The sequence below is a fragment of the Methylobacterium sp. GC_Met_3 genome, assembly GCF_026540775.1.
Classification (GTDB): Bacteria; Pseudomonadota; Alphaproteobacteria; order Rhizobiales; family Beijerinckiaceae; genus Methylobacterium.
In genome coordinates, this window is record NZ_JALNUL010000016.1 from 52456 (window position 1) to 76411 (window position 23956).

Annotated in this window: 21 protein-coding genes; 16 read left to right on the forward strand and 5 right to left on the reverse strand. The window is 69.2% G+C overall.

Annotation, left to right across the window (positions count from 1 at the left end):
- Window positions 1-285 precede the first annotated feature (285 nt).
- The 4 genes from OXS27_RS18735 (at window position 286) to OXS27_RS18750 (ending at window position 5701) form a co-directional block, all read left to right on the forward strand.
- On the forward strand, window positions 286-1980 hold the full coding sequence (locus OXS27_RS18735; RefSeq protein WP_267358220.1) for a methyl-accepting chemotaxis protein: 1695 nt from the start codon (window positions 286-288) through the stop codon (window positions 1978-1980).
- Between the two features lie 108 nt (window positions 1981-2088).
- Entirely contained in the window at window positions 2089-2985 is an 897-nt protein-coding gene (rarD, locus tag OXS27_RS18740) for an EamA family transporter RarD (protein WP_267358221.1), read from the forward strand.
- A gap of 50 nt (window positions 2986-3035) precedes the next feature.
- Window positions 3036-5423: a response regulator gene (locus OXS27_RS18745; protein WP_267358222.1), complete on the forward strand. Its 2388-nt coding sequence runs from the start codon at window positions 3036-3038 to the stop codon at window positions 5421-5423.
- On the forward strand, window positions 5420-5701 hold the full coding sequence (locus tag OXS27_RS18750; RefSeq protein WP_243918577.1) for a hypothetical protein: 282 nt from the start codon (window positions 5420-5422) through the stop codon (window positions 5699-5701). The genes OXS27_RS18745 and OXS27_RS18750 overlap by 4 nt, the downstream gene beginning before the upstream one ends.
- Before the next feature lie 269 nt (window positions 5702-5970).
- On the opposite strand, the gene OXS27_RS18755 is transcribed toward OXS27_RS18750, so the two are convergent.
- Entirely contained in the window at window positions 5971-6996 is a 1026-nt protein-coding gene (locus OXS27_RS18755) for a P1 family peptidase (RefSeq protein WP_267358223.1), read from the reverse strand.
- A gap of 110 nt (window positions 6997-7106) precedes the next feature.
- On the opposite strand from OXS27_RS18755, the gene OXS27_RS18760 reads away from it, so the two are divergent.
- Complete coding sequence (locus tag OXS27_RS18760) at window positions 7107-7973, forward strand: NAD(P)-dependent oxidoreductase (RefSeq protein WP_267358224.1); 867 nt, start codon at window positions 7107-7109, stop codon at window positions 7971-7973.
- 22 nt (window positions 7974-7995) lie between these two features.
- Here OXS27_RS18760 and OXS27_RS18765 read toward each other — a convergent pair whose 3' ends face one another.
- Window positions 7996-8853: a S49 family peptidase gene (locus OXS27_RS18765; protein ID WP_243918572.1), complete on the reverse strand. Its 858-nt coding sequence runs from the start codon at window positions 8851-8853 to the stop codon at window positions 7996-7998.
- A 215-nt stretch (window positions 8854-9068) separates the two neighbouring features.
- On the opposite strand from OXS27_RS18765, the gene OXS27_RS18770 reads away from it, so the two are divergent.
- The 6 genes from OXS27_RS18770 (at window position 9069) to OXS27_RS18795 (ending at window position 14604) form a co-directional block, all read left to right on the forward strand.
- Window positions 9069-9389, forward strand: coding sequence for a hypothetical protein (locus OXS27_RS18770; protein ID WP_243918569.1), 321 nt, complete (start codon window positions 9069-9071; stop codon window positions 9387-9389).
- A 304-nt stretch (window positions 9390-9693) separates the two neighbouring features.
- Entirely contained in the window at window positions 9694-12426 is a 2733-nt protein-coding gene (gene gyrA / locus OXS27_RS18775) for a DNA gyrase subunit A (RefSeq protein WP_243918567.1), read from the forward strand.
- Between the two features lie 49 nt (window positions 12427-12475).
- Window positions 12476-12979: a pantetheine-phosphate adenylyltransferase gene (gene coaD / locus OXS27_RS18780; RefSeq protein WP_243918566.1), complete on the forward strand. Its 504-nt coding sequence runs from the start codon at window positions 12476-12478 to the stop codon at window positions 12977-12979.
- Between the two features lie 32 nt (window positions 12980-13011).
- The gene (locus tag OXS27_RS18785; protein ID WP_243918564.1) at window positions 13012-13560 is read left to right on the forward strand and encodes a peptidylprolyl isomerase; all 549 of its coding nucleotides are present in this window, start codon (window positions 13012-13014) and stop codon (window positions 13558-13560) included.
- Between the two features lie 7 nt (window positions 13561-13567).
- Entirely contained in the window at window positions 13568-14065 is a 498-nt protein-coding gene (locus OXS27_RS18790; protein ID WP_267358225.1) for a hypothetical protein, read from the forward strand.
- Between the two features lie 77 nt (window positions 14066-14142).
- On the forward strand, window positions 14143-14604 hold the full coding sequence (locus OXS27_RS18795) for a peptidylprolyl isomerase (RefSeq protein ID WP_243918560.1): 462 nt from the start codon (window positions 14143-14145) through the stop codon (window positions 14602-14604).
- Window positions 14605-14766: 162 nt separating this feature from the next.
- Here the strand turns inward: OXS27_RS18795 and mobA are convergent, their stop codons facing one another.
- The 3 genes from mobA to OXS27_RS18810 all read right to left on the reverse strand — a co-directional run bounded on the left by mobA (window position 14767) and on the right by OXS27_RS18810 (window position 16899).
- Entirely contained in the window at window positions 14767-15366 is a 600-nt protein-coding gene (gene mobA / locus OXS27_RS18800; RefSeq protein WP_267358226.1) for a molybdenum cofactor guanylyltransferase MobA, read from the reverse strand.
- 4 nt (window positions 15367-15370) lie between these two features.
- The gene (apbC, locus tag OXS27_RS18805) at window positions 15371-16519 is read right to left on the reverse strand and encodes an iron-sulfur cluster carrier protein ApbC (protein WP_243918559.1); all 1149 of its coding nucleotides are present in this window, start codon (window positions 16517-16519) and stop codon (window positions 15371-15373) included.
- A 176-nt stretch (window positions 16520-16695) separates the two neighbouring features.
- Window positions 16696-16899, reverse strand: a complete 204-nt coding sequence (locus OXS27_RS18810) for a hypothetical protein (RefSeq protein ID WP_267358227.1) — start codon at window positions 16897-16899, stop codon at window positions 16696-16698.
- A gap of 144 nt (window positions 16900-17043) precedes the next feature.
- On the opposite strand from OXS27_RS18810, the gene OXS27_RS18815 reads away from it, so the two are divergent.
- From OXS27_RS18815 to hisN, 5 genes are all read left to right on the forward strand, one after another.
- On the forward strand, window positions 17044-17547 hold the full coding sequence (locus OXS27_RS18815; protein WP_243918555.1) for a pyridoxamine 5'-phosphate oxidase family protein: 504 nt from the start codon (window positions 17044-17046) through the stop codon (window positions 17545-17547).
- A 122-nt stretch (window positions 17548-17669) separates the two neighbouring features.
- Window positions 17670-18962, forward strand: a complete 1293-nt coding sequence (gene pncB, locus OXS27_RS18820; protein WP_267358228.1) for a nicotinate phosphoribosyltransferase — start codon at window positions 17670-17672, stop codon at window positions 18960-18962.
- A 112-nt stretch (window positions 18963-19074) separates the two neighbouring features.
- Entirely contained in the window at window positions 19075-20529 is a 1455-nt protein-coding gene (locus OXS27_RS18825; protein ID WP_267358229.1) for an MmgE/PrpD family protein, read from the forward strand.
- Between the two features lie 112 nt (window positions 20530-20641).
- Complete coding sequence (locus OXS27_RS18830; protein WP_267358230.1) at window positions 20642-22693, forward strand: AI-2E family transporter; 2052 nt, start codon at window positions 20642-20644, stop codon at window positions 22691-22693.
- Window positions 22694-22799: 106 nt separating this feature from the next.
- On the forward strand, window positions 22800-23588 hold the full coding sequence (hisN, locus tag OXS27_RS18835; protein WP_267358231.1) for a histidinol-phosphatase: 789 nt from the start codon (window positions 22800-22802) through the stop codon (window positions 23586-23588).
- The last annotated feature ends 368 nt before the right edge of the window (window positions 23589-23956 follow it).

Genomic DNA, 23956 nt, shown 5'->3' on the forward strand with positions numbered 1-23956 from the left:
GGCAGCTGATGGGCGAGGGCATCGTCGCGTGGGGGAGCGCGATCCGTGGGTCGATCAGCGCGTCGGCAAAAGCACATCGTGCGATGGTCAGCTATGATGTTTCGCGCGACTTTCGCGAGACAAGATCATAGACTATAAATTGCATTAATTGATCTCTCTGCATCGCTGAATAGAGATCCTATCGAGGCTGTCCCGATTTTGATCTGACGCCCATCAATGGGCAGAATTGTTATCGACTTCTTTAGTGCGCGCGATATAAGCACAGATTTTCTCGGAGCTTTGGCCGTGAATCGTCTGTTCAGAAATTCCATATCACTGAAGATTGTATTCGCCTTCACCTTCATCGCCGCGAATTCAGCCGGTTATCTGTATTATATTTCAAAGCGGATGGTCGCTGCCGACGCGACCTACAGCACCTATCTCGGCCGCGATGCCACCGCCGCCACGATGGCGGCGCGCCTCGGCCGCACCGTTTATCAGATGAGCTACGTGGCTTTCCGCGCCCTCGGCGAGGCCGATCCAGACGAGTCCGACCGGATCGGCGCGGCCTTCGAGCTGCTTCCGGCTGAGGCCGGCAAGCTCATCGACGGCGTGCGCCGAAACGCCCCGGCGGCCTTTCACGACCGGACCGAACGGATCGCCGAGCTACTCGATACCTACGCCAAGTTCACCGGCGAAATGTGCGCCATGGTCAAGAAGGGCATGAGCGCCCAGGCGCTGACCCTCGCCCACAAGAAGGTGGATCCTCTGCAGACAACGCTGTTCACCGAACTCGACGCCTTCACGAACGATCTGGGTGCCGCGATCGAGACGGGCTCGGCGACGCTCAGCTCCGACATCCGATCGACCCTGCTCTGGGTGATCGGCCTATCGGCGGCCGGCATTGCGGTCAGCATTCTGATCGGCTTGATGGTGACGAATCTCGGCGTCACGCGCCCGCTCGGCCGTCTGACGGTTGCCTTGCAGGCGATGTCGGAGGGGGAACTGACCACGGAGGTTCCGGAGGCTCGGCGCGGGGACGAGATCGGCGCCATCGGCAAGGCGGTGGAGGGGATCAAGACCCTGGTCTCCCGCAGGACGGCCGAGCAGGCGGAGACCAAGCGGGTGGCCGACGCGGCGGCGGCCGCCGATCGCAGCCGCACGCTGCTGACCTTCGCCGACGGCTTCGAGGCGACGGTCGGTCGGATCATCGGCCTGGTCTCAGCCTCGGTCGCCACCCTGCAGGCCACCGCCCGGACCATGACCGACACCGCCGCGCGGACCGCCGATCGCTCGACCCATGTGGCGGCCGCCGCCGAGGAGGCCGCCACCAACGTCACCACGGTGGCGAGCGCGGCCGAGGAGCTGGGCTCCTCGGTGCTGGAGATCCGGCGGCAAGTCAGCGGCTCCGCCACGCTCGCCCAGAATGCCGTCGCGGAGGCCGATCAGACCGCAGCCCTGGTGCAGGACCTCAGCGCCGCCGCCGGCAAGGTTGGCGCCGTGGTCGAGCTGATCGCCGCCATCGCGAGCCAGACCAACCTGCTGGCGCTCAACGCCACGATCGAGGCGGCCCGCGCCGGCGAGGCGGGACGCGGCTTCGCCGTCGTGGCGGGCGAGGTCAAGGAACTCGCCGCCCAGGCGGCCCGGGCGACGGGAGCGATCTCGGAGCAGATCGGGCAGATCCAGGGGGCGACCGGCCAGGCGGTCTCGGTCATCGCCACGATCACGGCACGGATCCGCGAGATCGACACGGTGGCCACCTCGATCGCGGCCGCGGTCGAGCAGCAGGGGGCGGCCACGCAGGAGATCGTGCGCAACGTCACGCAGGCCGCCACCGGCGCCAGCGAAGTCACCAGCAACATGGCGGGCGTCGCGGAGGCCTCGGAGGCGACCGGTGCGGCGGCCCATCAGGTCCTCGCCGCCACGGCCGCGCTGGCGCGCCAGTCGGAGGATCTCGGCGGCGAGGTCCGGCGCTTCCTCGCCACGATCCGGGCGGCGTGACGCCATCTCCCTGATGGCAGCCCTGCATCCGTCCCACTGACGCCGTCACCCTACCCGGGTTAAAGCCCCGGCTCCCGGCCGCCCGACCGGGTCGCCCGGGAGAACACCGTGGGCCTTGTCTACGCGCTCGCCGCCTATCTGAGCTGGGGCCTGGTGGTCCCGATCCATTTCCGGTTGCTCGGGGCCTACAGCCCGAACCACATTCTGGCCGAGCGCATCGTCTGGTCGAGCCTGTTCGCCGGCACCCTGGCCCTGATCCTGGCGGCGCGCCACCGCCTCATCCTGCCGCTGCCCCTGCGCCCGCGCCACGCCCTGCTTCTGCTCTCGGCCGCGATGATCGGCGTGAACTGGCTGATCTACCTCTACGCCGTCAGCAGCGGGCATCTGCTCGACGCGAGCCTCGGCTACTACATCAACCCGCTGGTCAGCGTGGCGCTCGCGCGGGTGGTGCTCGGCGAGCGGCTGCGGCCGATGCAGGCGGCGGCCGTCGCGGTCGCGGCAGCCGGCGTCGGGGTCGCGGTGATCTGGGCCGGCGAGTTGCCGCTCATGTCCCTGTCGCTGGCGGTGTCCTTCGCGCTCTACGGGCTCGTCCGGAAGATCGTCGGGGTCGACGCGCTGGTCGGCTTCCTGGCCGAGACTCTGCTGCTCCTGCCGGCGGCGATCGTGTGGCTCGTCCTCACGCCGGAGCCGTTCCTGCCTGCGGAAACCGCAAGCCGCGCGCTCCTGATGCTGACGGGGCTCACGACGGCGCTGCCGCTGATCTGGTTCGCCGCCGCGGCGGTGCGGCTGCGCCTCACCACCCTCGGCCTGCTGCAATACGTCGCCCCGACCTGCCTGCTCGGCCTCAGCGTTTTGGCCTACGGCGAGCGCGTGGAGCCGCACCGCGCCCTGATGCTGGCCCTGATCTGGGTGGCGCTCGTCCTCTACACGATCGATGCCTTCCGGGGCCGGCGCAATCCGGCCTCCGCACCGGTGCGGTCGGATCCAGACGCGATGCGTGTATAAGGCATACCGGTACGGGTCTTTCGGGGCCGATAGGGGATGATGCGCAGCCGATGAGCGACAGAGAGGGCGGCGCCGAGGCCGTCACGGATGCCGACTACCGGATCCTCGCCGAGACGCTGCCGCAGCTCGCCTGGATCGCCGAGGCCGACGGCACGATCATCTGGTACAATCAGCGCTGGTACGACTATACTAGCACCTCCCTCGAGGAGATGCGTGGCTGGGGCTGGAGCAAGGTCCATCATCCCGACCATGTCGCGGCGGTGACCGAGCGCTATCAGGCCGCCATCGCCCTCGGGACCTCCTGGGAGGACACGTTCCCGCTGCGCGGCCAGGACGGGGTCTACCGCTGGTTCCTGTCGAAGGCCCGGCCGCATTGCGACGCATCCGGGCGGGTCCTGCGCTGGTACGGGACCAACACCGACATCTCCGGCCGCCGCGCCATCGAGGAGCGCCTGCGCCACTCGGAGCAGCGCTTCCGCGCGCTGGTGGATGCCTCCGCGGCCGTGATCTGGAACACCAACGCCGCGGGCGAGCTGACCCCGCCGCAGGTCCGCTGGAGCATCTACACCGGGCAGACCGAGGAGGCCTACCAGGGCTGGGGCTGGCTCGATGCGGTCCATCCCGACGACCGGGGCCACGCCGCCGACGAATGGGCGGCCTGCGTGGAGGCGCGATCCACCTACGAGGTCGAGTATCGCCTGCGCCGCCACGACGGGGCCTGGCGTGCGATGGAGGTGCGCGGCGTTCCGGTGCTGGCCGAAGACGGCTCCCTGCGGGAATGGGTCGGCACCTGCGTCGACGTCACCGAGCGCAAGGAAGCCGAGGAGGCGGTGGAGCGGGCGCGCCAAGCCGCCGAGGCCGCCAACCTCGCCAAGAGCCAGTTCATCGCCAACATGAGCCATGAACTGCGCACGCCGCTCTCGGCGGTGATCGGCTATTCCGAGATGCTCGGCGAGGAACTGGAGGATATCGGCCAGGCCGCCCTCCTGCCGGACCTGCGCAAGATCGAGGCGGCCGCCCGCCATCTCCTGTCGTTGATCAACGACGTGCTCGACATCTCGAAGATCGAAGCCGGCCGCATGACCGCCTCGGCCGAGACCTTCGCGGTCGCGGACCTGCTCCAGGACGTCGCCGATTCCACCGGCTCCCTGGTGGAGAAGAAGGGCAACCGCTTCGTTCTGGTTGCGGGTGCGGGGGCTGGGGCCGAACTCGGCTCGATGCACCAGGACCAGACCAAGATCCGCCAGTGCCTGCTCAACCTGATCGGCAACGCCGCCAAGTTCACCGAGCAGGGGACCGTCACCCTGACGGTGCGCCGCCACCTTGAGGACGGAGCCGACTGGCTGTCCTTCGCGATCGCCGATACCGGCATCGGCATGAGCGAGGAGCAGATCGGGCGCCTGTTCGAGCGCTTCGTGCAGGCCGATGAATCAACCACCCGCCAGTTCGGCGGCACCGGCCTGGGGCTCAGCATCACCCGCGCCTTCTGCCGGACGATGGGCGGCGATATCGCCGTCACCAGCAACCCGGGCGCGGGCTCGACCTTCACGATCCGCCTGCCTGCGACGCTCGCCCCCGAGGACGCGCCGCTCGCCGAGGCCGAGGCCCACGCGGTCGAGCCGCACGAGCAGCACGAGACGGTCCTGCTGGTCGACGACGACCCGGCCGCCCGGGAACTCCTCCAGCGCTTCCTGGAGCGCGAGGGCTTCCATGTCCGCAGCGCCAACGATGGCCGCGCCGGCCTGACGCTGGCGCGGGCCCTGAAGCCGCGGGCGATCCTGCTCGATGTCGAGATGCCGCGCATGGACGGCTGGGCGGTGCTGCACGCGGTACGCAACGACCCCGACCTCGCCGGGACGCCGGTCATCATGACCTCGGTGGTGGCCGAACAGGGCCTCGGCCAGGCGCTCGGCGCCACCGACTACTTCGTCAAGCCGATCAACTGGGACCGGCTCAAGGGCCTGATGGAGCGCTACCGGCCCGCAGCGCCGGACGAGGCCCGCATCCTCGTGGTCGACGACGACGCGGATGCGCGCGAACGCCTGCGCCGGTCGCTCGGTCGCGAGGGCTGGACCGTCGACGAGGCGGAGAACGGCCGGATCGCCCTGGAGCGGGTCAGCCAGGCGCGGCCGAGCATGATCCTGCTCGACCTGATGATGCCCGAGATGGACGGGTTCGGATTCCTGCGCGCCCTGCGCGCCCGGCCCGACGGTGACGTGCCGGTGGTGGTGCTGACCGCCAAGGAGATCACCCATGCCGAGAAGGAGAGCCTGACCCGGCAGGCCGACCGGGTGATCGCCAAGGGCTCGATGAGCCTCGCCGAGATCGGCCGGCAACTGCGGGTGCTCTACGCGCGTTCGGCGAACGAGCCGGTGCCGGGACAACTCCAGGGCCTGATCGCGCGGCTCGCCGAGCAGGAGACGGGGGACAGGCCATGAGCGACGAGGGTATCGATCCCGACAAGGCGGTGGCGATCCGCCTGCGGGCGCGGCTGGCGGTGGTGGAACGTGCGGCGTGGTTCGGCATGGTCCACGCCATGAAGACGCGGCCGGCCGAGACCGAGGCCTACATCGCCTCCGAGCGGGCGCGCTGCGCTGAGGGCTTTGGCGGCACCACCTGGGCCAAGGATCTCAGCGATGCCGAGCGACGGATGCTCGGCGCGGAGGTCGACGCCGGGTTGGCACAGCTGCTGGAGGATGCCCGCGGGGACGTGTGAGCCGCCCGGGCAGAAGACTGAATCTCCGGCCTAGCGAGAGGCGTCCAAGCAGGCACGAGGTGGGATCGAGGCCAGCCCGCACCCTTTTCCCGGACAGGTGGAGCGCCAGCGGAACCTGATCCGGGACCCAGCATAAAAAGTGCCGCGTTAGCAGCACAGGTTGATCAGACGGACGCTGCGCGATGTCTCGTGCTGGGTCCCGGGTCGCATTCCGCTGACGCTGCACGCGCCCGGGCGGAGTAGAACCAGGATCAATCCCTGTTCCCGATTCAACCGCCGAGAAACACCTCGCCCCAAGCCGGCGGCAATCCCGTCAACGATTGAGCCGGCGCCGCAGCCTGCCCCGGCAAACGCCTAGCGGAAAACACCCCCCGCGCCACGGCCCGCGCCAGCACCCGCGCGGCGGCGTCGCCCAGACGCGCCATCGCCACCACCGGGTCGGCCAGCGGCACGGCACCGGTCGCCGCGGCAAACACCAGATCACCGTCCAGTGGCGTATGCGCCGGGACCAGGGCGCGGGCGAGGCCGTCCTGGGCCGCCACCGCGAGGCGTCGGCACTGCGCCTTGGTCAGCACCGCGTCGGTCGCCACCACGGCGAGCGTCGTGGCCGCACCCGGCAGCGCCCGGGCCGGGAAGGCGAGGGCCTCGGCCGGCACCCGGGCCGGGGAGCCGAGGCCGCCGAACTCGGCCCCTTCCTCGAAGGGCGCGGCCCAGAAATGCGGCCCGTCGCCGATCGTCGCGTTGCCGAAGGCGTTCACCGCCGCGAGCGCCCCGACCCGGAAGCCCGTGCCCGCCACCAGCGCGGAGGCCGAGCCGATCCCGCCCTTCAGGCGCCCGGTGCGCGCGCCGGTCCCGGCTCCCACCGAACCCTGATCGAAATCCTCGGCCGCCGCGGCGGCAGCCTGGAAGCCGAGTTCGCGATAGGGTGGGAAGCGGCCCCATTCCTTGTCGCCGCCGTTGAGCAGGTCGAACAGGATCGCCCCGGGCACGATCGGCACCCGCATCCCGCCGACCGGGAAGCCGCGCCCGGCCTCGGCGAGCCACGCCGTCACGCCCGCCGCCGCGTCGAGCCCGAAGGCCGAGCCTCCGGACAGGACCAGAGCGTCGATCCGCTCCACGGTGCGCTCGGGATCGAGCAGGTCGGTCTCGCGGGTCCCCGGCCCGCCGCCGCGCACGTCCACGGAGGCGACGACGGGCGCGTCGAACAGGATCGCGGTGACCCCGCTGGCAATCCGCAGGTCGCTGGCGTGGCCGACCCGCAGGCCGGGAATATCCGTGATGCGATTTTGCAGCATCGGCGGAGCTTGCCACGCCGTGCGTTCGGGGCAAATCCCAGCCTGTGCCGCGGACCGCCCGGCCGGTTTCCCCGGTTGATCAGGCGGCAAAGGGAATCGAGGAGCAAGCCATGGACGTCGGATTCATCGGATTGGGGCGGATGGGCCGGGCCATGGCCGGCAGCCTCGCGCGGGCCGGCCACACGGTCCGGGCCTGGAACCGCACGCCGGCGGGCGCTCAAGGCATCGAGGGGGTGACGCCAGTCGGCAGCGCCGCGGAAGCCTTCGCGGGCGACGCCGTCATCACCATGCTGGCCGACGACGCGGCCCTCGAAGCCGTGATCGTGGCCGGCGGCTTGCTCGACAACGCGGAGCGCCCGGGCCTGCATATCGGCATGAGCACGATCTCGGTGGCCCTGGCGAAGCAGCTCGCCGCCGTGCACGAACGGGCAGGCGTCCCCTACATCTCGGCCCCGGTCTTCGGCCGTCCGGACGTGGCCGAGGCCGGCAAGCTCAACATCGTGGCAGCCGGCACGGCAGAGCAGATCGACCGCGCCGCCCCGCTGCTCGACGCCATGGGCGCAAAGACCTGGCGGTTCGGCGAGGAGCCGGTGCGGGCGAACGCGGTCAAGCTCGCCGGCAACTTCATGCTGATCTCGGCGATTGAGGCCATGGCGGAGGGCTGCGCGCTCACCGAGGGCCATGGCGTGCCGGGCGCCGAGTTCCTCGACCTGATGACCACCACCCTGTTCGCCTCGCCGGTCTACAAGGGCTACGGCGCCTCGATTGCCCAGAACCGCTATGAGCCGCCGGGCTTCATCCTCAAGCTCGGCGCCAAGGACGTGCGGCTGGCCCTTCAAGCCGCCGAGGGCGCAGGCGTGCCGATGCCGTTCGCCAGCGTCCTGCGCGACGGCCTGATCGAGGCGATCAGCCACGGCGACGGCGACAAGGATCTTGCCGCGCTGGCCCGCGTCTCGGCCCGGCGCGCCGGGCGGTAGCGGCGTTCCGAAGGGCCCCGTCTCAGAGCCCGAACCGGGCGAAGGCCGCGCGCTCCTCGACGGCGGCCATCGCCCCCTCGGCGAGGGCGATCCCGCCCGGTGCGCCGCCCCGGCGCAGCAGGCGGGACAGGAACCCGCCCCGGGCCTCGGCGACCAGCCGGAGGTCCACCTTCTCGCCGAAGCGGGTGCGCATCACCGTACGCACGTCGCCCAGCGCGTCGACGAGGCCGAGCGGCAACGCCTGCCGGCCGGTCCAAACTGCCCCGGTGAACAGGTTTTCGCCCTTCGACAGGGTCGGGCGTCGGGCCGTGACGAGGCCCGTGAACAGGTCCTGCACGTCGGCCTGGATCCGCTTCAGCCGCTCCACATCCGCAGGGTCCTCGGGGCGGAACGGGTCCAGCATCGACTTGGCTTCGCCCTGGGTGTGGACCCGGCGCTCGACGCCGAGTTTCTCCAGAAGGTTGTGGAATCCGAACCCCGCCGAGACCACGCCGATCGAGCCCACGATCGAAGTCGGGTCGGCGATGATCTCATCGGCCGCGCAGGCGATCATGTAACCGCCAGACGCCGCGACATCCTCCACGAAGGCGATCACCGGCAGGCTCTTCTCCTCGGCCAGCGCGCGGATCCGGCGATGGATCAGGTGCGACTGTGCGGGGGATCCGCCGGGCGAGTTGATCACAAGCGCCACCGCCTTGACCTCGGGCATCCCGAACGCCCGCTCCAGGCTGCCGGCCACACCGCCGATCGAGAGACCCGGGCGGAGCGGCGAGACCGCCCCAATGGTTCCCGACAGCCGGACCACGGCGACCCGCGGGCGGCGGTCCCGGAAACGGCGCGGAAGGAAGGCGCGGACGGAATCGGACAACGCGAACGCCATGGGGATCTTGCGCGGCTCACTGGAGATTCGGGTCAGAACGGCCCGGACGGATCTACCGCAAACTGGGCCTTCCTTAACCCCAAGCAAGGGTGGTGCGTCTGCGCAGTCCCATGGACCGAACCGTTTGCCGACCTTGGCCGTTCCTGCCGTCGGTGCGGTTGTCGCGCCGGCCCGGATCCGCAGGCTCATCCGGGCGCCAACACGGGAGAGAGACGATGCGACCCTGGCCTATCCTGGTCCTCCTGGCCGCGCTGATCGGCGGCCTGGCAGGCGCGCCCGCCCGCGCGGCGCCCCTTCCGGTTCCGGCGACCGCCGAGGCTGCGGCGCCCGCCCCGGCGATCCAGCTCGCCCGCTGGCACTACCGGCGCCATCACTGGCGGCGCCACTGGCATCACCGCCGCCACCATTGGCACCGGCGTCACCACTGGCATCGGCACTACGGGCACCGTCGCCATTACGGGTACCGCCATCACGGCTACCGGCACCACGCTGTCCGGGGCCGCGCGCTGGGTCACCGCCACCTGACGTTCTACTAGAGTGCTCTCCGCCGAAGTGGACACCGGTTCGGCGTGAGAGAGCGCGCCAAAACAAGGGCTTAGAGCCGTGCTCGATGGCGACGCGATCGGGCATGGCTCTGAGCGAACCGGTCTGCGGCACGGCCCCGACCGGCCGGGCCGCAGCGTCCTGGGAACCCCCGCCTGCACGCTTGCGGGCGGTCTCGGAAAACCTTATTTAACCGTCTGATATCACTGCTCTTCCGAGAGGTCGTTCCGGCGCATCGCGCGCCACCCGGGAGCGGCCGAGAGCATCGCCCATCCGGGCTTCAGAACGGAAACCGACTTGGCCGAGAACGATCCGACTGGCGCAGCCCCGCCCGCCAGCGACATCCGCCCCGTCTCCATCACCGACGAGATGCGCCGCTCCTACCTCGATTACGCGATGAGCGTGATCGTGAGCCGGGCGCTTCCCGACGCGCGCGACGGCCTGAAGCCGGTGCACCGGCGCATCCTGTATTCCGCCTTCGAGTCGGGTCACCTACCCGAGCGGAAATACGTGAAGTCGGCGCGCATCGTCGGCGACGTGATCGGTCTCTACCACCCGCACGGCGACCAATCGATCTACGACGCCTTGGTGCGGATGGCGCAGGACTTCTCCATGCGCCTGATGCTCATCGACGGGCAGGGTAATTTCGGCTCGGTGGACGGCGATCCGCCGGCCGCCATGCGCTACACCGAATCACGGCTGGCCAAGCCCGCCACGGCGCTGCTCGCCGACATCGACAAGAACACCGTCGATTTCCAGCCGAACTACGATGAATCGCGCGAGGAGCCGAAGGTCCTTCCGGCCCGGTTCCCGAACCTCCTGGCCAACGGCGCCGGCGGCATCGCGGTCGGCATGGCGACCAACATCCCGCCGCACAATCTGGGCGAATTGATCGACGCCTGCGTGGCGCTGATCGACGATCCCGGGCTGACCATCGAGCAGCTCACCGAGATCGTCCCCGGACCGGACTTCCCGACCGGCGGCCGGATCCTCGGCCGGGCCGGCACCCGGCAGGCCTACGCCACCGGCCGTGGTTCGGTGATCATGCGCGCCAAGTCGCATGTCGAGGAGCTGCGCAAGGAGCGCGAGGCGCTGATCTTCACCGAGATCCCGTATCAGGTGAACAAGGCGACGTTGGTCGAGAAGATCGCCGAGCTGGTCAAGGAGAAGCGCGTCGAGGGCATCTCGGACCTGCGCGACGAATCCGACCGGACGGGCATGCGCATCGTCGTCGAGATCAAGCGCGACGCCATGGCCGACGTGGTGCTGAACCAGCTCTACCGGTTCACGCCGCTGCAATCCTCGTTCGGCTGCAACATGGTGGCGCTGAACGGCGGCCGCCCCGAATTGATGAACCTGAAGGACCTGCTCGAGGCCTTCGTGGACTTCCGCGAGGAGGTCGTCTCCCGCCGGACCAAGTTCCTCCTCGGCAAGGCCCGTGAGCGCGCCCACGTCTTGTGTGGCCTCGCCATCGCGGTCGCCAACATCGACGAGGTGATCCGCCTGATCCGGACATCGCCGGACCCGAACTCGGCCCGCGAGGCCCTGATGGGCCGCGACTGGCCGGCCCACGACATCGCGCCGCTGATCGCTCTGGTCGATGACCCGCGCCACCGGGTCGCCGAGGACGGGACCTACCGCCTGTCCGAGACCCAGGCCCGCGCCATCCTCGACCTGCGCCTGCAGCGCCTCACGGCGCTGGGCCGCGACGAGGTCGGCGACGAGTTGAAGACGCTCGCCGACGAGATCGCCGACTATCTCGACATCCTGCGCTCGCGGGTGCGCATCCAGACCATCGTGAAGCAGGAGCTGATCGAGGTCCGCGAGCAATTCGCCACCCCGCGCCGGACCGAGATCGTCGACTTCGACGGCAGCGTCGAGGACGAGGATCTGATTGCCCGCGAGGACATGGTGGTGACCGTGTCGCACGCCGGCTACGTCAAGCGCGTGCCGCTCTCGACCTACCGGGCCCAGCGCCGCGGCGGCAAGGGCCGCTCTGGCATGGCGACCCGCGACGAGGATTTCGTCACCCGGTTGTTCGTGGCCAACACCCACACGCCGGTGCTGTTCTTCTCGAGCCAGGGCCAGGCCTACAAGGAGAAGGTCTGGCGCCTGCCGATGGCCGCCCCGAACGCCCGCGGCAAGGCGCTGGTCAACATCCTGCAATTGCAGGACACTTCTGAGCGCATCACCACGATCATGCCGCTGCCGGAGGACGAAGCCTCCTGGGAGACGCTCGACGTGATGTTCGCGACCGCGAGCGGCAATGTCCGGCGCAACAAGCTGTCGGACTTCACCACGGTGAACCGCAACGGCAAGATCGCCATGAAGCTCGATCCAGGCGACCACATCGTCCATGTCGAGATCTGCCGGCCGGACCAGAACGTGCTGCTCACCACCGCCAAGGGCCAGTGCATCCGCTTCCCCGTGGAGGATGTGCGCGTTTTTAAGGGCCGCGATTCGACCGGCGTGCGCGGCATCCTCCTCGCCCCGGACGATCGCGTCATCTCGATGACGATCCTGAACGCCTTCGACGCCACGGCGGAGGAGCGAACCGGCTACCTGAAGATGCGCCGGGCCGTCACCGGCGACACGGAGGACGGCGCTGAGATCGAGGCCGAGGACGGCGCCGAGGCCGCCGCGATCTCACCGGAGCGTTACGCCGAGATGGGGGGCGCCGAGCAATACGTGCTCACTCTGTCGGAGCGGGGCTTCGGCAAGCGCTCGTCGTCGTTCGAGTACCGGACCTCGGGCCGCGGCGGCAAGGGCATCACCGCGATGCGGGTCAACGAGCGCAACGGCAACCTCATCGGCTCCTTCCCGGTGGAGGCCTCGGACCAGATCATGCTGGTCACCGATGGCGGCCAGCTGATCCGCGTGCCGGTGGACGACATCCGCATCGTCGGCCGCGCCTCGCAGGGCGTGACGGTGTTCAACACCGCCAAGGATGAGAAGGTCGTCTCGGTGGAGCATATCGAGGGCGAGGACGAGGATGCCGAAGCCGGCATCGAGGGCGGCGAGGAGGCGTAAGGCGCCGCCCGGTTCCGTCCGGGGCGAAAATGCTCTAGGTCGGGTCGCGATGATCCGCACTGCCCTCTACGCCGGCTCGTTCGATCCGGTCACGAACGGCCATCTCGACGTGGTCCGCCAAGCCTGCCGGCTGGTGGACCGCCTCGTGATCGCCATCGGCGTGCATCCCGGGAAGGCGCCGCTCTTCTCCGCCGAGGAGCGGGCGGCGCTCCTCACCGAGACCTGCGGGCCGGTGGCTCAGGCCGAGGGCGCGACGCTGGAGATCGTCACCTTCAACGATCTTGCGGTTTCGGCCGCCCGGCGTTGCGGCGCCGCGATCTTCATCCGCGGCCTGCGGGACGGCACCGATCTCGATTACGAGATGCAGCTCGCCGGCATGAACGGCGCCATGGCGCCGGAGGTGCAGACCGTGTTCCTGCCCGCCTCGATTCAAGCGCGTCCGATCACCGCGACGCTGGTGCGCCAGATCGCGGGCATGGGTGGGGATGTCGCGCCCTTCGTGCCCGCGCCCGTGGCGGAGCGCCTCCGGCAGCGCTTCGCGGCCCGTTCCTGAGATTCGCAATTCCTCAACCCGGAAGGACTCCAATGAACCGACGCCACGCACTCCTCGCGCTCGCCCTCACGCTCGGTACCGCAAACGCGGCCTGGGCCGCGGATGCCAACACGGTCTATCTTCAGACCAAGGACGGCCGCATCACCATCGAGCTGCGTCCGGATCTGGCACCCAAGCACGTCAAGCAGATCAAGACACTCGTGGGGCAGGGCTTCTACAACGGCCTGAAGTTCCACCGGGTCATCGATGGCTTCATGGCCCAGACCGGCGACCCGAAGGGCAACGGCACCGGCGGCTCCAGCCTGCCCAACATCCCGGCGGAGTTCTCGCAATCGGCACAGTTCCGCCGGGGCACGGTGGGCATGGCCCGCTCGCAGGATCCGAACTCGGCCAATTCGCAGTTCTTCATCTGCCTTGCTGACGCGCCGAACCTGAACGGCCAGTACACGATCGTCGGCAATGTCACCGACGGACTGGACGTGCTCGACAAGATCAAGCGCGCATCCCCCGGCTCGCCCGGCGGCACCGTGCAGGATCCCGACAAGATCGTCAGCATGACACTCGCCGAGAAGGCGAAGTAGCGGCCGCATGCCGGGCTGGCGCGCCGCCGCAATCCTCCTGCTGAGCTTGGGTCCGGCAGCCGCCGCGACCTATGAGGGCAGCCCCTTCTACGGCTATGCCTTCGAGCCCGGCGGCGGCTATCCCTTGAGCCTGCCGCAGACGCTGCGGGCCACGATCGTGGTGCCGGTCTCGCGAATGGCGACGAAGCCCGCCAATACTTTGGCGGAGCTGTACCCGGCGCTCGCCGCCTGCTGGCAGGTGCCGGCGGAACTCGGGGCGCCGAACGCGGGAGCGGACGACATCGAGATCACCCTGCGGCTGTCGCTGCGCCGCGACGGCAGCCTGATCGGGCCGCCGCGCGTGACTTACGCGGCGGGGGTCTCGGGCTCGCAGCGGACAATACTGGTGCGCGGAACCCTCGACGCCCTGGCGCGCTGCACCCCCGCCCACATCACGGCCGGCCTCGGCAGCGCCATTGCAGGCCGCCCGGTGGCGCTCCGCTTCGTCTACCGCCCGCCGGCCTGAACGCCGGCGATACCATCACGGGCGCTGGCCGGATCCGGCATGCGCCGATACAATTCCCCCAACCGGAAGGATGAACCATGGCCGACAACGAAACCATCGTGCTTGAGACCACCAAGGGTCGCGTCGTGATCGCGCTGCGTCCCGACCTCGCCCCGGGCCACGTCGAGCGCATCAAGACGCTGGCGGGGCAGGGCTTCTACGACGGCGTGCCGTTCCATCGGGTGATCGACGGCTTCATGGCCCAGACCGGTGACCCGACCGGCACCGGCTCGGGCGGTTCGGACCTGCCGGACCTGAAGGCCGAGTTCAACGCCGAGCCGCACACGCGCGGCACCTGCTCCATGGCGCGGACCAACTTCCCGCACTCGGCGAACTCGCAGTTCTTCATCTGCTTCGACGACGCCCGCTTCCTCGACAAGCAATACACCGTGTGGGGCAAGGTCGTGGAAGGCATGGACGTGGTCGACACGATCAACAAGGGCGAGCCGCCGCGCTCGCCGGACAAGATCGTGAAGGCGACCGTCGGCGAAGCGGCCTGAGGCCTGATTGAAACTTCGCGTGCCTCAGAGCGTTTTCGGTTGAGGTCACCGCGGCTCCGCCGACTTTGCGAGCGGAGCGAAGCAATTTAGCCAGCGCGACGATTTCCGATGTCGCGCTGGACTGCATCACTTCGCTTCGCTCGTGATGACGGCGGACCCGTTTCAGCCTAAGTCGAGCACTTCGGCTGCCACCAGATCTGCCGGCGTGTTGACGTTGAGAAACGGATCCACCGGCGCGACCGGCCAGCATGCCACCGCCGCCCCGTGAAGCGCGATGAAGGCGCCGACCCGCCGCTCTCCGCGTTCAAGATAACCCCTGAGTGCACTGCGCAGGGCCGTTGGCCAAAGCGCGATCGTGTAGTGCTGGCGCTCGCCGGAGGCTGCGAGCGCGATGCCGGTCTCGGAGGTAGCCGCACGTAGACGTGCCACCAGATCCTCCGGCAGGAACGGCGCATCGCCCGAAACGCTGACAACCTGCGCGATGCCTTGCGCGGCAGCGTGCTCCAGCCCGGCGAGGATGCCCGCCAGCGGCCCCAGCCGATCCGGCAGCGGGTCCGGCAGGATCGGCCCTGGAAACCCAGCAAACCGCGCCGGATCGCCGTTGGCGCTGAGCGCCAGCCCCGCCCCACATTGTGGCGCGAGGCGTTCGACGACCCGTTGCAACAGGGTCCGGTCGCCGAGCCGCATCAGCGGCTTGTCACCGCCGCCCATCCGTCGCGCCTGCCCGCCGGCCAGGATCAGGCCGAGGACGGGCGGCGCCACGGGCTTACTCGAACACGATCTTGGGCGCCGTCCGCCCGGCCGGCGCGCTGGACAGGTTCGACCAGAGCTGGGCGGCGATGTCCCGATAGACCTTGGCGTGCGGCCCCTCGGGATCCGTCGCCACCACGGGCTGACCGGAATCCGACGTCTCGCGGATGGTCATGTCGAGCGGCACCTCGCCGAGGAACGGCACACCGAGGCGCTGCGCCTCGATCCGCGCGCCGCCATGCCCGAAGATGTGCGAGGCGTGGCCGCAATTCGGGCAGACGAAGGTCGCCATGTTCTCGATCACGCCGAGGATCGGCACCGCGACCTTCTTGAACATGGTCACGCCGCGGCGCGCATCGATCAGCGCAAGATCCTGTGGCGTCGAGACGATCACCGCGCCCGAGAGCGGCGTCGCCTGCGCCATGGTGAGCTGCGCGTCGCCGGTGCCGGGGGGCATGTCGACGAGCAGCACGTCGAGTTCGCCCCAGAGGACGTCGCGCAACATCTGGGTGATGGCGGACTGCACCATGGGCCCGCGCCAGATCATGGCGGTCTCGGGCTCGATCAGGAAGCCGATCGACATGACCTTGAGGCCATAGCCGACCATCGGCTCCATGGCCTTGTTGTCGACGACGGTGGGCTTGCCCGACAGGCCGAACAGTTTTGGCACCGACGGGCCGTAGATGTCGGCATCGAGCAGCCCGACCTTCAGTCCCTGGGCCTGAAGGGCGAGCGCAAGGTTGCACGCGGTGGTGGACTTGCCGACACCGCCCTTGCCGGAGGCGACCGCCACGATGTGGCGCACGCCCGCGATCTGCGGGCCCTGGTTCGGCGGCGCGCCGGGCCGCGGTGGCGCCACCGGCGGCGGCGTCACGGGGCGCGGAGCGGCGCTGCTCTGAGCCGGATGGCTCTGGCTCCGCTCCGACGTGAGGCTCGCGAACACGCCCGAGACGCCCGGCATTTGCAGGACCCGGCCCTCCGCTTTCTGCCGCACCGGCTCGAACCGCTCGGCCTCGCTGGGATCGACCAGGATCGAGAACATCACGCGGCTGTTCGGATCGACCACCACCTGGGAGAGCCGCCCCGAGCCGGGCAGGGTGGTGCCGGCAGCATCGACGGTGACGTCGGCAAGCGCCTTCAGCACGTCGTCGCGGGTGATCGCCAAAATCGTTCTCCACCGGGGCAAGTCAGGTATGCCAGAGCATGTAACCCAGCGCGCTCAGAACACCAGACCCCGGATCTGTGATTGCCAGCCTCGCGGGAAGCCTGCGTCCCTGTACCGGTCCTGACCGCTTGAGCAACCGCGAACAGCCGCGGCATCGAGACCGGCCGTATCGCCTCCTATCGCGGCCGCGCGATCAGATTGCATTCCTCCATCGGCCCGCGCACCACGGTCCCGTCGCCGCGCCGGTTGGAAAAATCGTGCCCGCCGATGCGTACGCCCGGGCCGAACCGCACTTCGGCCGCGGCCGGCAGGACTGAAGGTGCCAGTGCGCCGATGGCCAGCAGCACGGCGGCCGGCCGCCTCGCCCATGACTGCGTCATCCGAACCTCCGCCTCCGCACGCGCAAGCTGAACCAACGGCAGATTGATCCGTTGTCGGGTCACCCTTCCGGCGGGGACCCCTCCGGCGCGCCTCCGCGCGCCTCTGGAATCACCGCCCGAACCGACGATCAGGAGACCAAGTTCATGCATCAGGGCAACCACCGCGACCACGAGGGCGCGAAGAAGCTGTTCGAACTCATCAAGGACGTGAAGATCGCCATGATGACGACCGTCGATTCCGACGGTACGCTCAACAGCCGCCCGATGTGGAACAACGACGTCGATGAGAACGGCGACCTGTGGTTCTTCACCAAGCTGCACTCGCCCAAGACGGCCGAGATCAGCAAGGACAACCAGATCAACCTCGCCTATTCCGACCCGTCGAGCCAGAACTACGTCTCGGTGGCCGGCAAGGCCGAGATCGTCCGCGACCAGTCGATCATCGACGCGAAGTGGAATGAGAGCCTGAAGACCTGGTTCCCCAACGGCAAGGACGATCCCGAGGTCGCGCTGATCCGCGTCCACCCGGAGAAGGGCGAGTACTGGGACAGCCCGAACAGCACGATGCTGCACCTCTACGGCTACGTGAAGGCCTCGCTCACCGGCGAGAGCCCGAAGACCGAGACCAAGAAGGTCGATCTGGCCTGACTCTTCGGTTTCGGAACGCTGTACGTCCGCGGGCGGTCTCCATCGGGAGCCGCCCGTCTTCTTGACGGGGCCGGGCCCGGCATGCGCTCTGCGTCGGCGAAGCGCAGCAGAGTCCCGGAAGAATGCTCGATCTGGCGAAGCGGGTTTACGATCACAGCTTCCGCATCGACCCGGTCGTGCGGTCGCTGCTCGACACGGATTTCTACAAGCTGCTGATGGCGCAATCGATCCTGCGCCGGCATCCGGACATCCGCGCCACCTTCGGCATCACCAACCGGACGCACCGGATCCGCATCGCCGACGAGGTCGATGCCGGGCTGCTGCGCGAGCAGCTCGACCACGCCCGGACGCTGCGCCTCAGCAAGGGCGAGGTCACGTGGCTGCGCGGCAACGTCTTCCGCGGCCAGGGGCGCATCCTCGGGCCGGAATTCGTCGATTGGCTGGAGAACTTCCGGCTCCCCGAGTACGAACTCGCCGTCCACGACGGCCAGTACGAGCTGACCTTCCACGGCCCCTGGGTCGAGACCACGTTGTGGGAGGTCCCGGCCCTCGCGATCCTCAACGAATTGCGGGCGCGGGCCGTGCTGCGGGGCATGGGCAAGCTCGAGCTTCAGGTGCTTTATGCCCGGGCGATGACTCGGGTCTGGGAGAAGATCGAGCGGCTGCAGAAGCTGCCGGACCTGTCGGTGGCGGATTTCGGCACCCGGCGGCGGCACGGCTTCCTGTGGCAGGACTGGTGCGTGCAGGCGATGGCCGAGGGCCTGGGCGGCGCGTTCCTCGGCACCTCGAATTGCCTGATCGCCGCCCGGCAGGAGGTCGAGCCTGTGGGCACGAACGCCCACGAGTTGCCGATGGTCTACGCGGCGCTCGCGGAGGACGACGCGGCGCTCGCCGCCGCGCCCTATCGCGTGCTCGCCGACTGGCAGGAGGATTACCAGGGCAACCTCCTGGTCGTCCTGCCCGACGCCTACGGCACGACGGGCTTCCTGGCCAACGCCCCCGACTGGGTCAGCGACTGGACTGGGATCCGCATCGATTCCAAGGACCCGATCGAGGGCGGCGAGGAGGCAATCCGGTTCTGGCAGGCGCGCGGACGCGACCCGCGTGAAAAACTCGCGATCTTCTCCGACGGGCTCGATATCGACGAGATCGAACGCATCCACACCCGGTTCCACGGGCGGATGCGCATCGGCTACGGCTGGGGCACGCTGCTCACCAACGACTTTCGCGGGCTGCTGCCGGACGGCAAGCTCGATCCGGTCTCGATCGTCTGCAAGGTCACGGACGCCAATGGCCGGCCGACCGTGAAGCTGTCTGACAATCCCACCAAGGCGCAGGGGCCGGCCGAGGAAGTCGCCCGCTACAGACGCGTGTTCGGCGTCGGCGATCAGGAGGCGCTGCCGGTTGTGGTGTGAACAGGTGTCAGACCCGGCAGGGTGAAACACGGAGGCTGACGGGCCCCGACTGAATTCATTATCATGTCGTCCAACCGGAGCCGCCACGGGCGGCCCTGTCTGGGAGAACGCCATGTCGATGAATCGCCGCTCGCTGATCGGGGCCGCCGGGCTCGCCCTCACGACGCCAGCTTTGCCCGGCGCCCAAGCTGCCGAGGCGGTGAAAGCCGCCGCCAAGTCCGCGCCGCCGCACGTCACCAAAATTCTGGCGCAGTGGATCCTGTCCTCCTCCTACGACACGCTGCCGGAACCCGTCCGCCGCGAGGGCGTGCGCAGCTTCCTCAACTGGGTTGGCGTGGCGATCGGCGGCTCGCACCACGAGACCGTGGATGTCGCAGTGTCGGCGCTGCAGCCCTTTTCGGGGCCGCCGCAGGCCGGGTTGTTCGGCCGGACCGAGCGGTTCGACATCATGAACGCCGCCTTCCTCAACGGCGTGGCGAGCCACATCTTCGACTTCGACGACACCCATCTGAAGACGATCATCCACCCGGCCGGACCAGTCGCCTCGGCGATCCTGGCCTACGCGTCGATGAAGCCGGTCTCCGGCAAGGACTTCCTCGACGCCCTCGTGGTGGGGATTGAGGCCGAATGCCGGATCGGCAACGCCGTCTATCCGAACCACTACGATGCCGGCTGGCACATCACCGGCACCGCGGGCGTGTTCGGATCGGCCGCCGCCGCCGGCAAGCTGATGGGGCTGACCGAACAGCAGATGGTCTACGCGCTGGGGCTCGCCGCCTCGCAGCCGGTGGGCCTGCGCGAGTCGTTCGGCTCCATGAACAAGAGCTTCAATCCCGGCCGCGCGGCCTCGAACGGCCTGTTCGCGGCGATCCTGGCCGCCAAGGGCTTCACCTCGTCGGACGGGATGATCGAGGCCAAGCGCGGCTGGGCCAACACGATCTCCACCAAGCAGGACTGGTCCGAGATCACCGATGGGCTCGGCACCCGCTACGAGGCGCGGCTCAACACCTACAAGCCCTTCGCCTGCGGCATCGTCATGCATCCGACGATCGACGCTGCGATCCAGATCCGCGATGAGGATCACGTCAAGCCGGAGGACATCAAGCGCGTCGACCTCAAGGTCCACCCGCTGGTGCTGGAACTGACCGGCAAGACCGCGCCAAAGACCGGACTGGAAGGCAAGTTCAGCATCTACCACGCCGCCGCGGTCGCGTTCGTGGAGGGCGCGGGCGGCGAGAAGCAGTTCAGCGACCGTGCCGTGAACGATCCGCGGGTGGTGGCGCTCCGCCAGAAAATCATGCCGGTGGTCACCCCCGGCATCGACGCCGCGCAGGTCGACATGACCGTGACGCTGAACGACGGACGGACTTTCCACCGCTTCATCGAACACGCGATCGGCAGCGTGGAGAAGCCGATGTCGGACGCGCAGTTGGAGGCGAAGTTCACGGATCTCGCGGCGGGCGTGCTGCCGGACGCGCAGGCCAAGCGGGTGATGCACCTGTGCTGGTCGCTGCCGGAGCTGAAGGATGCGGGTGAGGTGATGCGGGCCGGCGTGCAGGGGGCGTGATCCCTGCACGCCGTGCGGGATCGTTTTCCCGTCCCATGCCGTTCCCCGAGCGCGCGGCCTCGTCCGACCCCGGCGGGCGCCCGCCTGTAGCGTTCGGGGCGCGGATCGCGGCATGGCAACAAGAACCCCGGTCGGGGGTGAACCGGCGGCGCGGCAGGGCGCGCCCCTGATCCCGCCGCGCCCCACGCGCGTCGCCGCCGCCGAGACCCCACGGGCCGCCATGGCATCGCCCGTGGTGGTCGGCGCCACGATCATCGCGGCGCTGTATTTCGGCCGCGAAATCTTCATCCCGATCGCGATCGCGCTGCTTCTGTCCTTCGTGCTCACGCCGCTGGTGAACCGCCTGCGGCGGCTGCGCCTGCCGCGGCTGGTGGCGGTGGGCGTCAGCGTCCTCCTGACCCTCGGCGTCGTGGCGTCGATGGCGACCCTGATCGGCATCCAGGCGGCCGACCTGGCTGGGGACGTCCCGCGCTACCGGTCTACGATCGAGCATAAAATCAACGGCCTGCGCGACTCGCCCGTGGGGCACGCCACCGAATACGTGGCCAATATCGGGCGCGCCCTGCACACCGGTGGCAGGGAGGCGGGAAAGGAGGTGGGCGCCGCGGAGGAGCCAGCCGCCACGCCGCCGCAGCCGGCGCCGGACCAGACGGGATCGCAGCCGAAACCCGTGGTGGTCGAGGTGGCCTCGACCCCGCCGGGCTCGCTGGAAATGCTGTCCACGGTGCTGACGCCGGTCATGCATCCGCTGGCCACCGTCGGTATCGTGTTCGTGGTCCTTCTGTTCGTACTGATGCAGCGCGAGGATCTGCGCGACCGCATGATCCGGCTCGCCGGATCGAGCGACCTGCACCGTACCACCGTGGCGATGGACGACGCGGCCAAGCGCCTGAGCCGCTACTTCGTGGTCCAGCTCGCGCTCAACGCCGCCTTCGGCATCGTGGTCGGCATCGGGCTCTACGTGATCGGTGTGCCGAATCCGGTGCTCTGGGCGATCTTTTCGGCCCTGATGCGCTTCGTGCCGTATCTCGGCGCGGTCCTGTCGGCGATCCTGCCGATGGCGCTCGCGGCCGCGGTGGATCCCGGTTGGAACATGATGATCGCTGTGGCGATCCTGTTCGTCATCCTGGAGCCGCTCACCGGACAGGTGGTCGAGCCGATCGTCTATGGCCAATCCACCGGGCTCTCGCCCTTCGCGGTGCTGGTTTCGGCCCTGTTCTGGACTTGGCTGTGGGGACCGGTCGGCCTGCTGCTCTCGACGCCGCTCACCGTCTGTCTCGTGGTGCTCGGCCGCCACGTGGAGCACCTCGAATTCCTCGACGTGCTGTTCGGCGACCGGCCTGCGCTGACGCCCGTACAGAACTTCTATCAGCGGATCCTCGCGGGCGATTCGGAGGAGGTGCTGGGCCATGCCGAGCTGATCCTGCAGCAATGCGCACTCTCGTCCTATTACGACGAGGTGGTCCTAAAGGCGCTCGAACTCGCCGCCCGGGACGCGGCACGGGGGGTGCTGACCGCCCGGCAGAAAGCCGCGATGCGCACCGCTTTGGGCGAGCTGATCGCGGATCTCGCCGACCGGAGCGACATGGTCGCGGAGGCGGCGGGGCAGGGCGGTAGCGGCTCCGGCGAAGGTACCTGCAGCCCGCTGCCGATGGGCCCGGCGCCGGACGGGCTCGCCGCGGCCTGGAGGCGACAGGGCGCTGTGCTCTGCATCTCCGGGCGCGGCTTCCTCGACGAGGCCGCTGCCGCGATCCTGACCCAGATCCTGGAGAAGCGTGGGATTGGCGCCCGTACCGTCTCCTTTAGCGAGGCGTCGGCGGCGCGGATCGGGCGGTTCGAGCCCGGCCCGGCGCAGATGACCTGCGTCATCTCCCTCGCCCTCGACGGCGAACCCACGCATCTGCGCCGTCTGATCCGGCGCTTGAAGGAGCGGATGCCGGGTGTGCCCGTGCTGCTCGGGCTCTGGCTCGTTCGGGACGATGACCGGGCCGTGGCCGCCGCGGAGCGGTCGACGGGGGCCGACGCGCAAGCCGGCTCGCTGCGGGCGGTCGTCGAGGCGGTCCTGGCTGCCGCGCAGGAGCCGGACACGAGAGACGCCCGAGCGGTGCAGGACCCGAAAAGCAGGGAAGATGCCCTGCCTGCGCCTGTCGCAGCCGGCGCATGACGCCGTCGTTCCGGTCTCGGGGGCTTGACGGCCGGGGGGACGCCCCGGTTTCGTCGGGTGCCGGCCCTTCGCGTCGGCCAGCCGCAGATGGACAGGGAGTGATCCGATGAGCGTCGTCGAACTCGGGCGATTCCTGGACGATCTGGCGGATGCGTCCGGGAAGGCGATCCTGCCATTCTTCCGCGCCCAGTTCGGGCTCGACGACAAGGCCCGCGGCGGCGCGCCGTTCGATCCGGTCACCGAGGCCGACCGGGCCGCCGAAATCGTGCTGCGCAAGCTGATCGGCCAGACCTTCCCGGGCCACGGCATCCTGGGCGAGGAATTCGGCGCTGAGCGCACTGATGCCGAATGCGTCTGGGTGCTCGACCCGATCGACGGCACCCGGGCCTTCATCGCAGGGCTGCCGACCTGGGGCACCCTGATCGGGCTGACCCGCAACGGCGTACCCGTCCGCGGGATGATGCATCAGCCCTATCTCGGTGAGCGCTTCACCGGCGACGGAAAGAGCGCCCGCCTGCGCGGGCCTACGGGCGAACGCCCCCTGCTTACCCGCCGCTGCGGGGACCTCGCCCAGGCGATCCTGGCCTCGACGGACCCGCGGCTGTTCGCGGCCGGGGAGGAGGCGGAGCGCTTTCGAGCGCTGGAGGGACAGGTGCGGATGTCGCGCTACGGCGCCGATTGCTACGCCTACTGCATGCTGGCGGCCGGCCAGATCGATCTGGTGGTGGAGGCGGGGCTGAAGCCCTACGACATCGTGGCCCTGATCCCGATTATCGAGGGCGCGGGCGGGCGGGTCACAACTTGGGACGGCGGCCCGGCGCCCGGCGGCGGGCGTATCGTGGCGGCGGGCGATCCGCGGCTGCACGCGGCCGCGCTCAAGGTGCTGAACCCGTGACGGCAGGGTCGGGGGGCCCGATACCCGCGCACAGGAGCGCAAGACCGTGCGGCCTTGCGGCCGAAGGATCGGGCTCACACACATATGACAGGCGCTTTGCCTCCCCCCTTAGCGGGGGAAAGCGCCTCAAGGTGCAGAGCGGGTCGGGACGAAATCCGGCAAGAGCGGAGCGACGGCGCAGGAACTGGCGCTGGCCTTTAAACCTGCTCTGCTCCGTCCCGAAGCGTTGCTTTCCTCTCCTGCCCCCTGCTGACGCAGGGGCTTCTCTCTCCCGCAGAGGCTACCGGATTCGCACTTCGGCACCGGCGATCCCGCTTCAGTATCGGGCGCGGGTCCCCTCTCCCGTGCGGGAGAGGTCTGCTATCTCG

Bases quoted from the DNA above. Each gene is read 5' to 3' on its own strand.
- OXS27_RS18810 (WP_267358227.1), bottom strand. From the start codon at position 16,899: ATGACGCAGTCATGGGCGAGGCGGCCGGCCGCCGTGCTGCTGGCCATC.
- OXS27_RS18765 (WP_243918572.1), bottom strand. From the start codon at position 8,853: ATGGCGTTCGCGTTGTCCGATTCCGTCCGCGCCTTCCTTCCGCGCCGT.
- OXS27_RS18745 (WP_267358222.1), top strand. From the start codon at position 3,036: ATGAGCGACAGAGAGGGCGGCGCCGAGGCCGTCACGGATGCCGACTAC.
- coaD (WP_243918566.1), top strand. From the start codon at position 12,476: ATGATCCGCACTGCCCTCTACGCCGGCTCGTTCGATCCGGTCACGAAC.
- OXS27_RS18770 (WP_243918569.1), top strand. From the start codon at position 9,069: ATGCGACCCTGGCCTATCCTGGTCCTCCTGGCCGCGCTGATCGGCGGC.
- OXS27_RS18760 (WP_267358224.1), top strand. From the start codon at position 7,107: ATGGACGTCGGATTCATCGGATTGGGGCGGATGGGCCGGGCCATGGCC.
- OXS27_RS18790 (WP_267358225.1), top strand. From the start codon at position 13,568: ATGCCGGGCTGGCGCGCCGCCGCAATCCTCCTGCTGAGCTTGGGTCCG.
- OXS27_RS18815 (WP_243918555.1), top strand. From the start codon at position 17,044: ATGCATCAGGGCAACCACCGCGACCACGAGGGCGCGAAGAAGCTGTTC.
- pncB (WP_267358228.1), top strand. From the start codon at position 17,670: ATGCTCGATCTGGCGAAGCGGGTTTACGATCACAGCTTCCGCATCGAC.
- OXS27_RS18825 (WP_267358229.1), top strand. From the start codon at position 19,075: ATGTCGATGAATCGCCGCTCGCTGATCGGGGCCGCCGGGCTCGCCCTC.
- OXS27_RS18755 (WP_267358223.1), bottom strand. From the start codon at position 6,996: ATGCTGCAAAATCGCATCACGGATATTCCCGGCCTGCGGGTCGGCCAC.
- OXS27_RS18785 (WP_243918564.1), top strand. From the start codon at position 13,012: ATGAACCGACGCCACGCACTCCTCGCGCTCGCCCTCACGCTCGGTACC.
- hisN (WP_267358231.1), top strand. From the start codon at position 22,800: ATGAGCGTCGTCGAACTCGGGCGATTCCTGGACGATCTGGCGGATGCG.
- OXS27_RS18750 (WP_243918577.1), top strand. From the start codon at position 5,420: ATGAGCGACGAGGGTATCGATCCCGACAAGGCGGTGGCGATCCGCCTG.
- OXS27_RS18795 (WP_243918560.1), top strand. From the start codon at position 14,143: ATGGCCGACAACGAAACCATCGTGCTTGAGACCACCAAGGGTCGCGTC.
- OXS27_RS18830 (WP_267358230.1), top strand. From the start codon at position 20,642: ATGGCAACAAGAACCCCGGTCGGGGGTGAACCGGCGGCGCGGCAGGGC.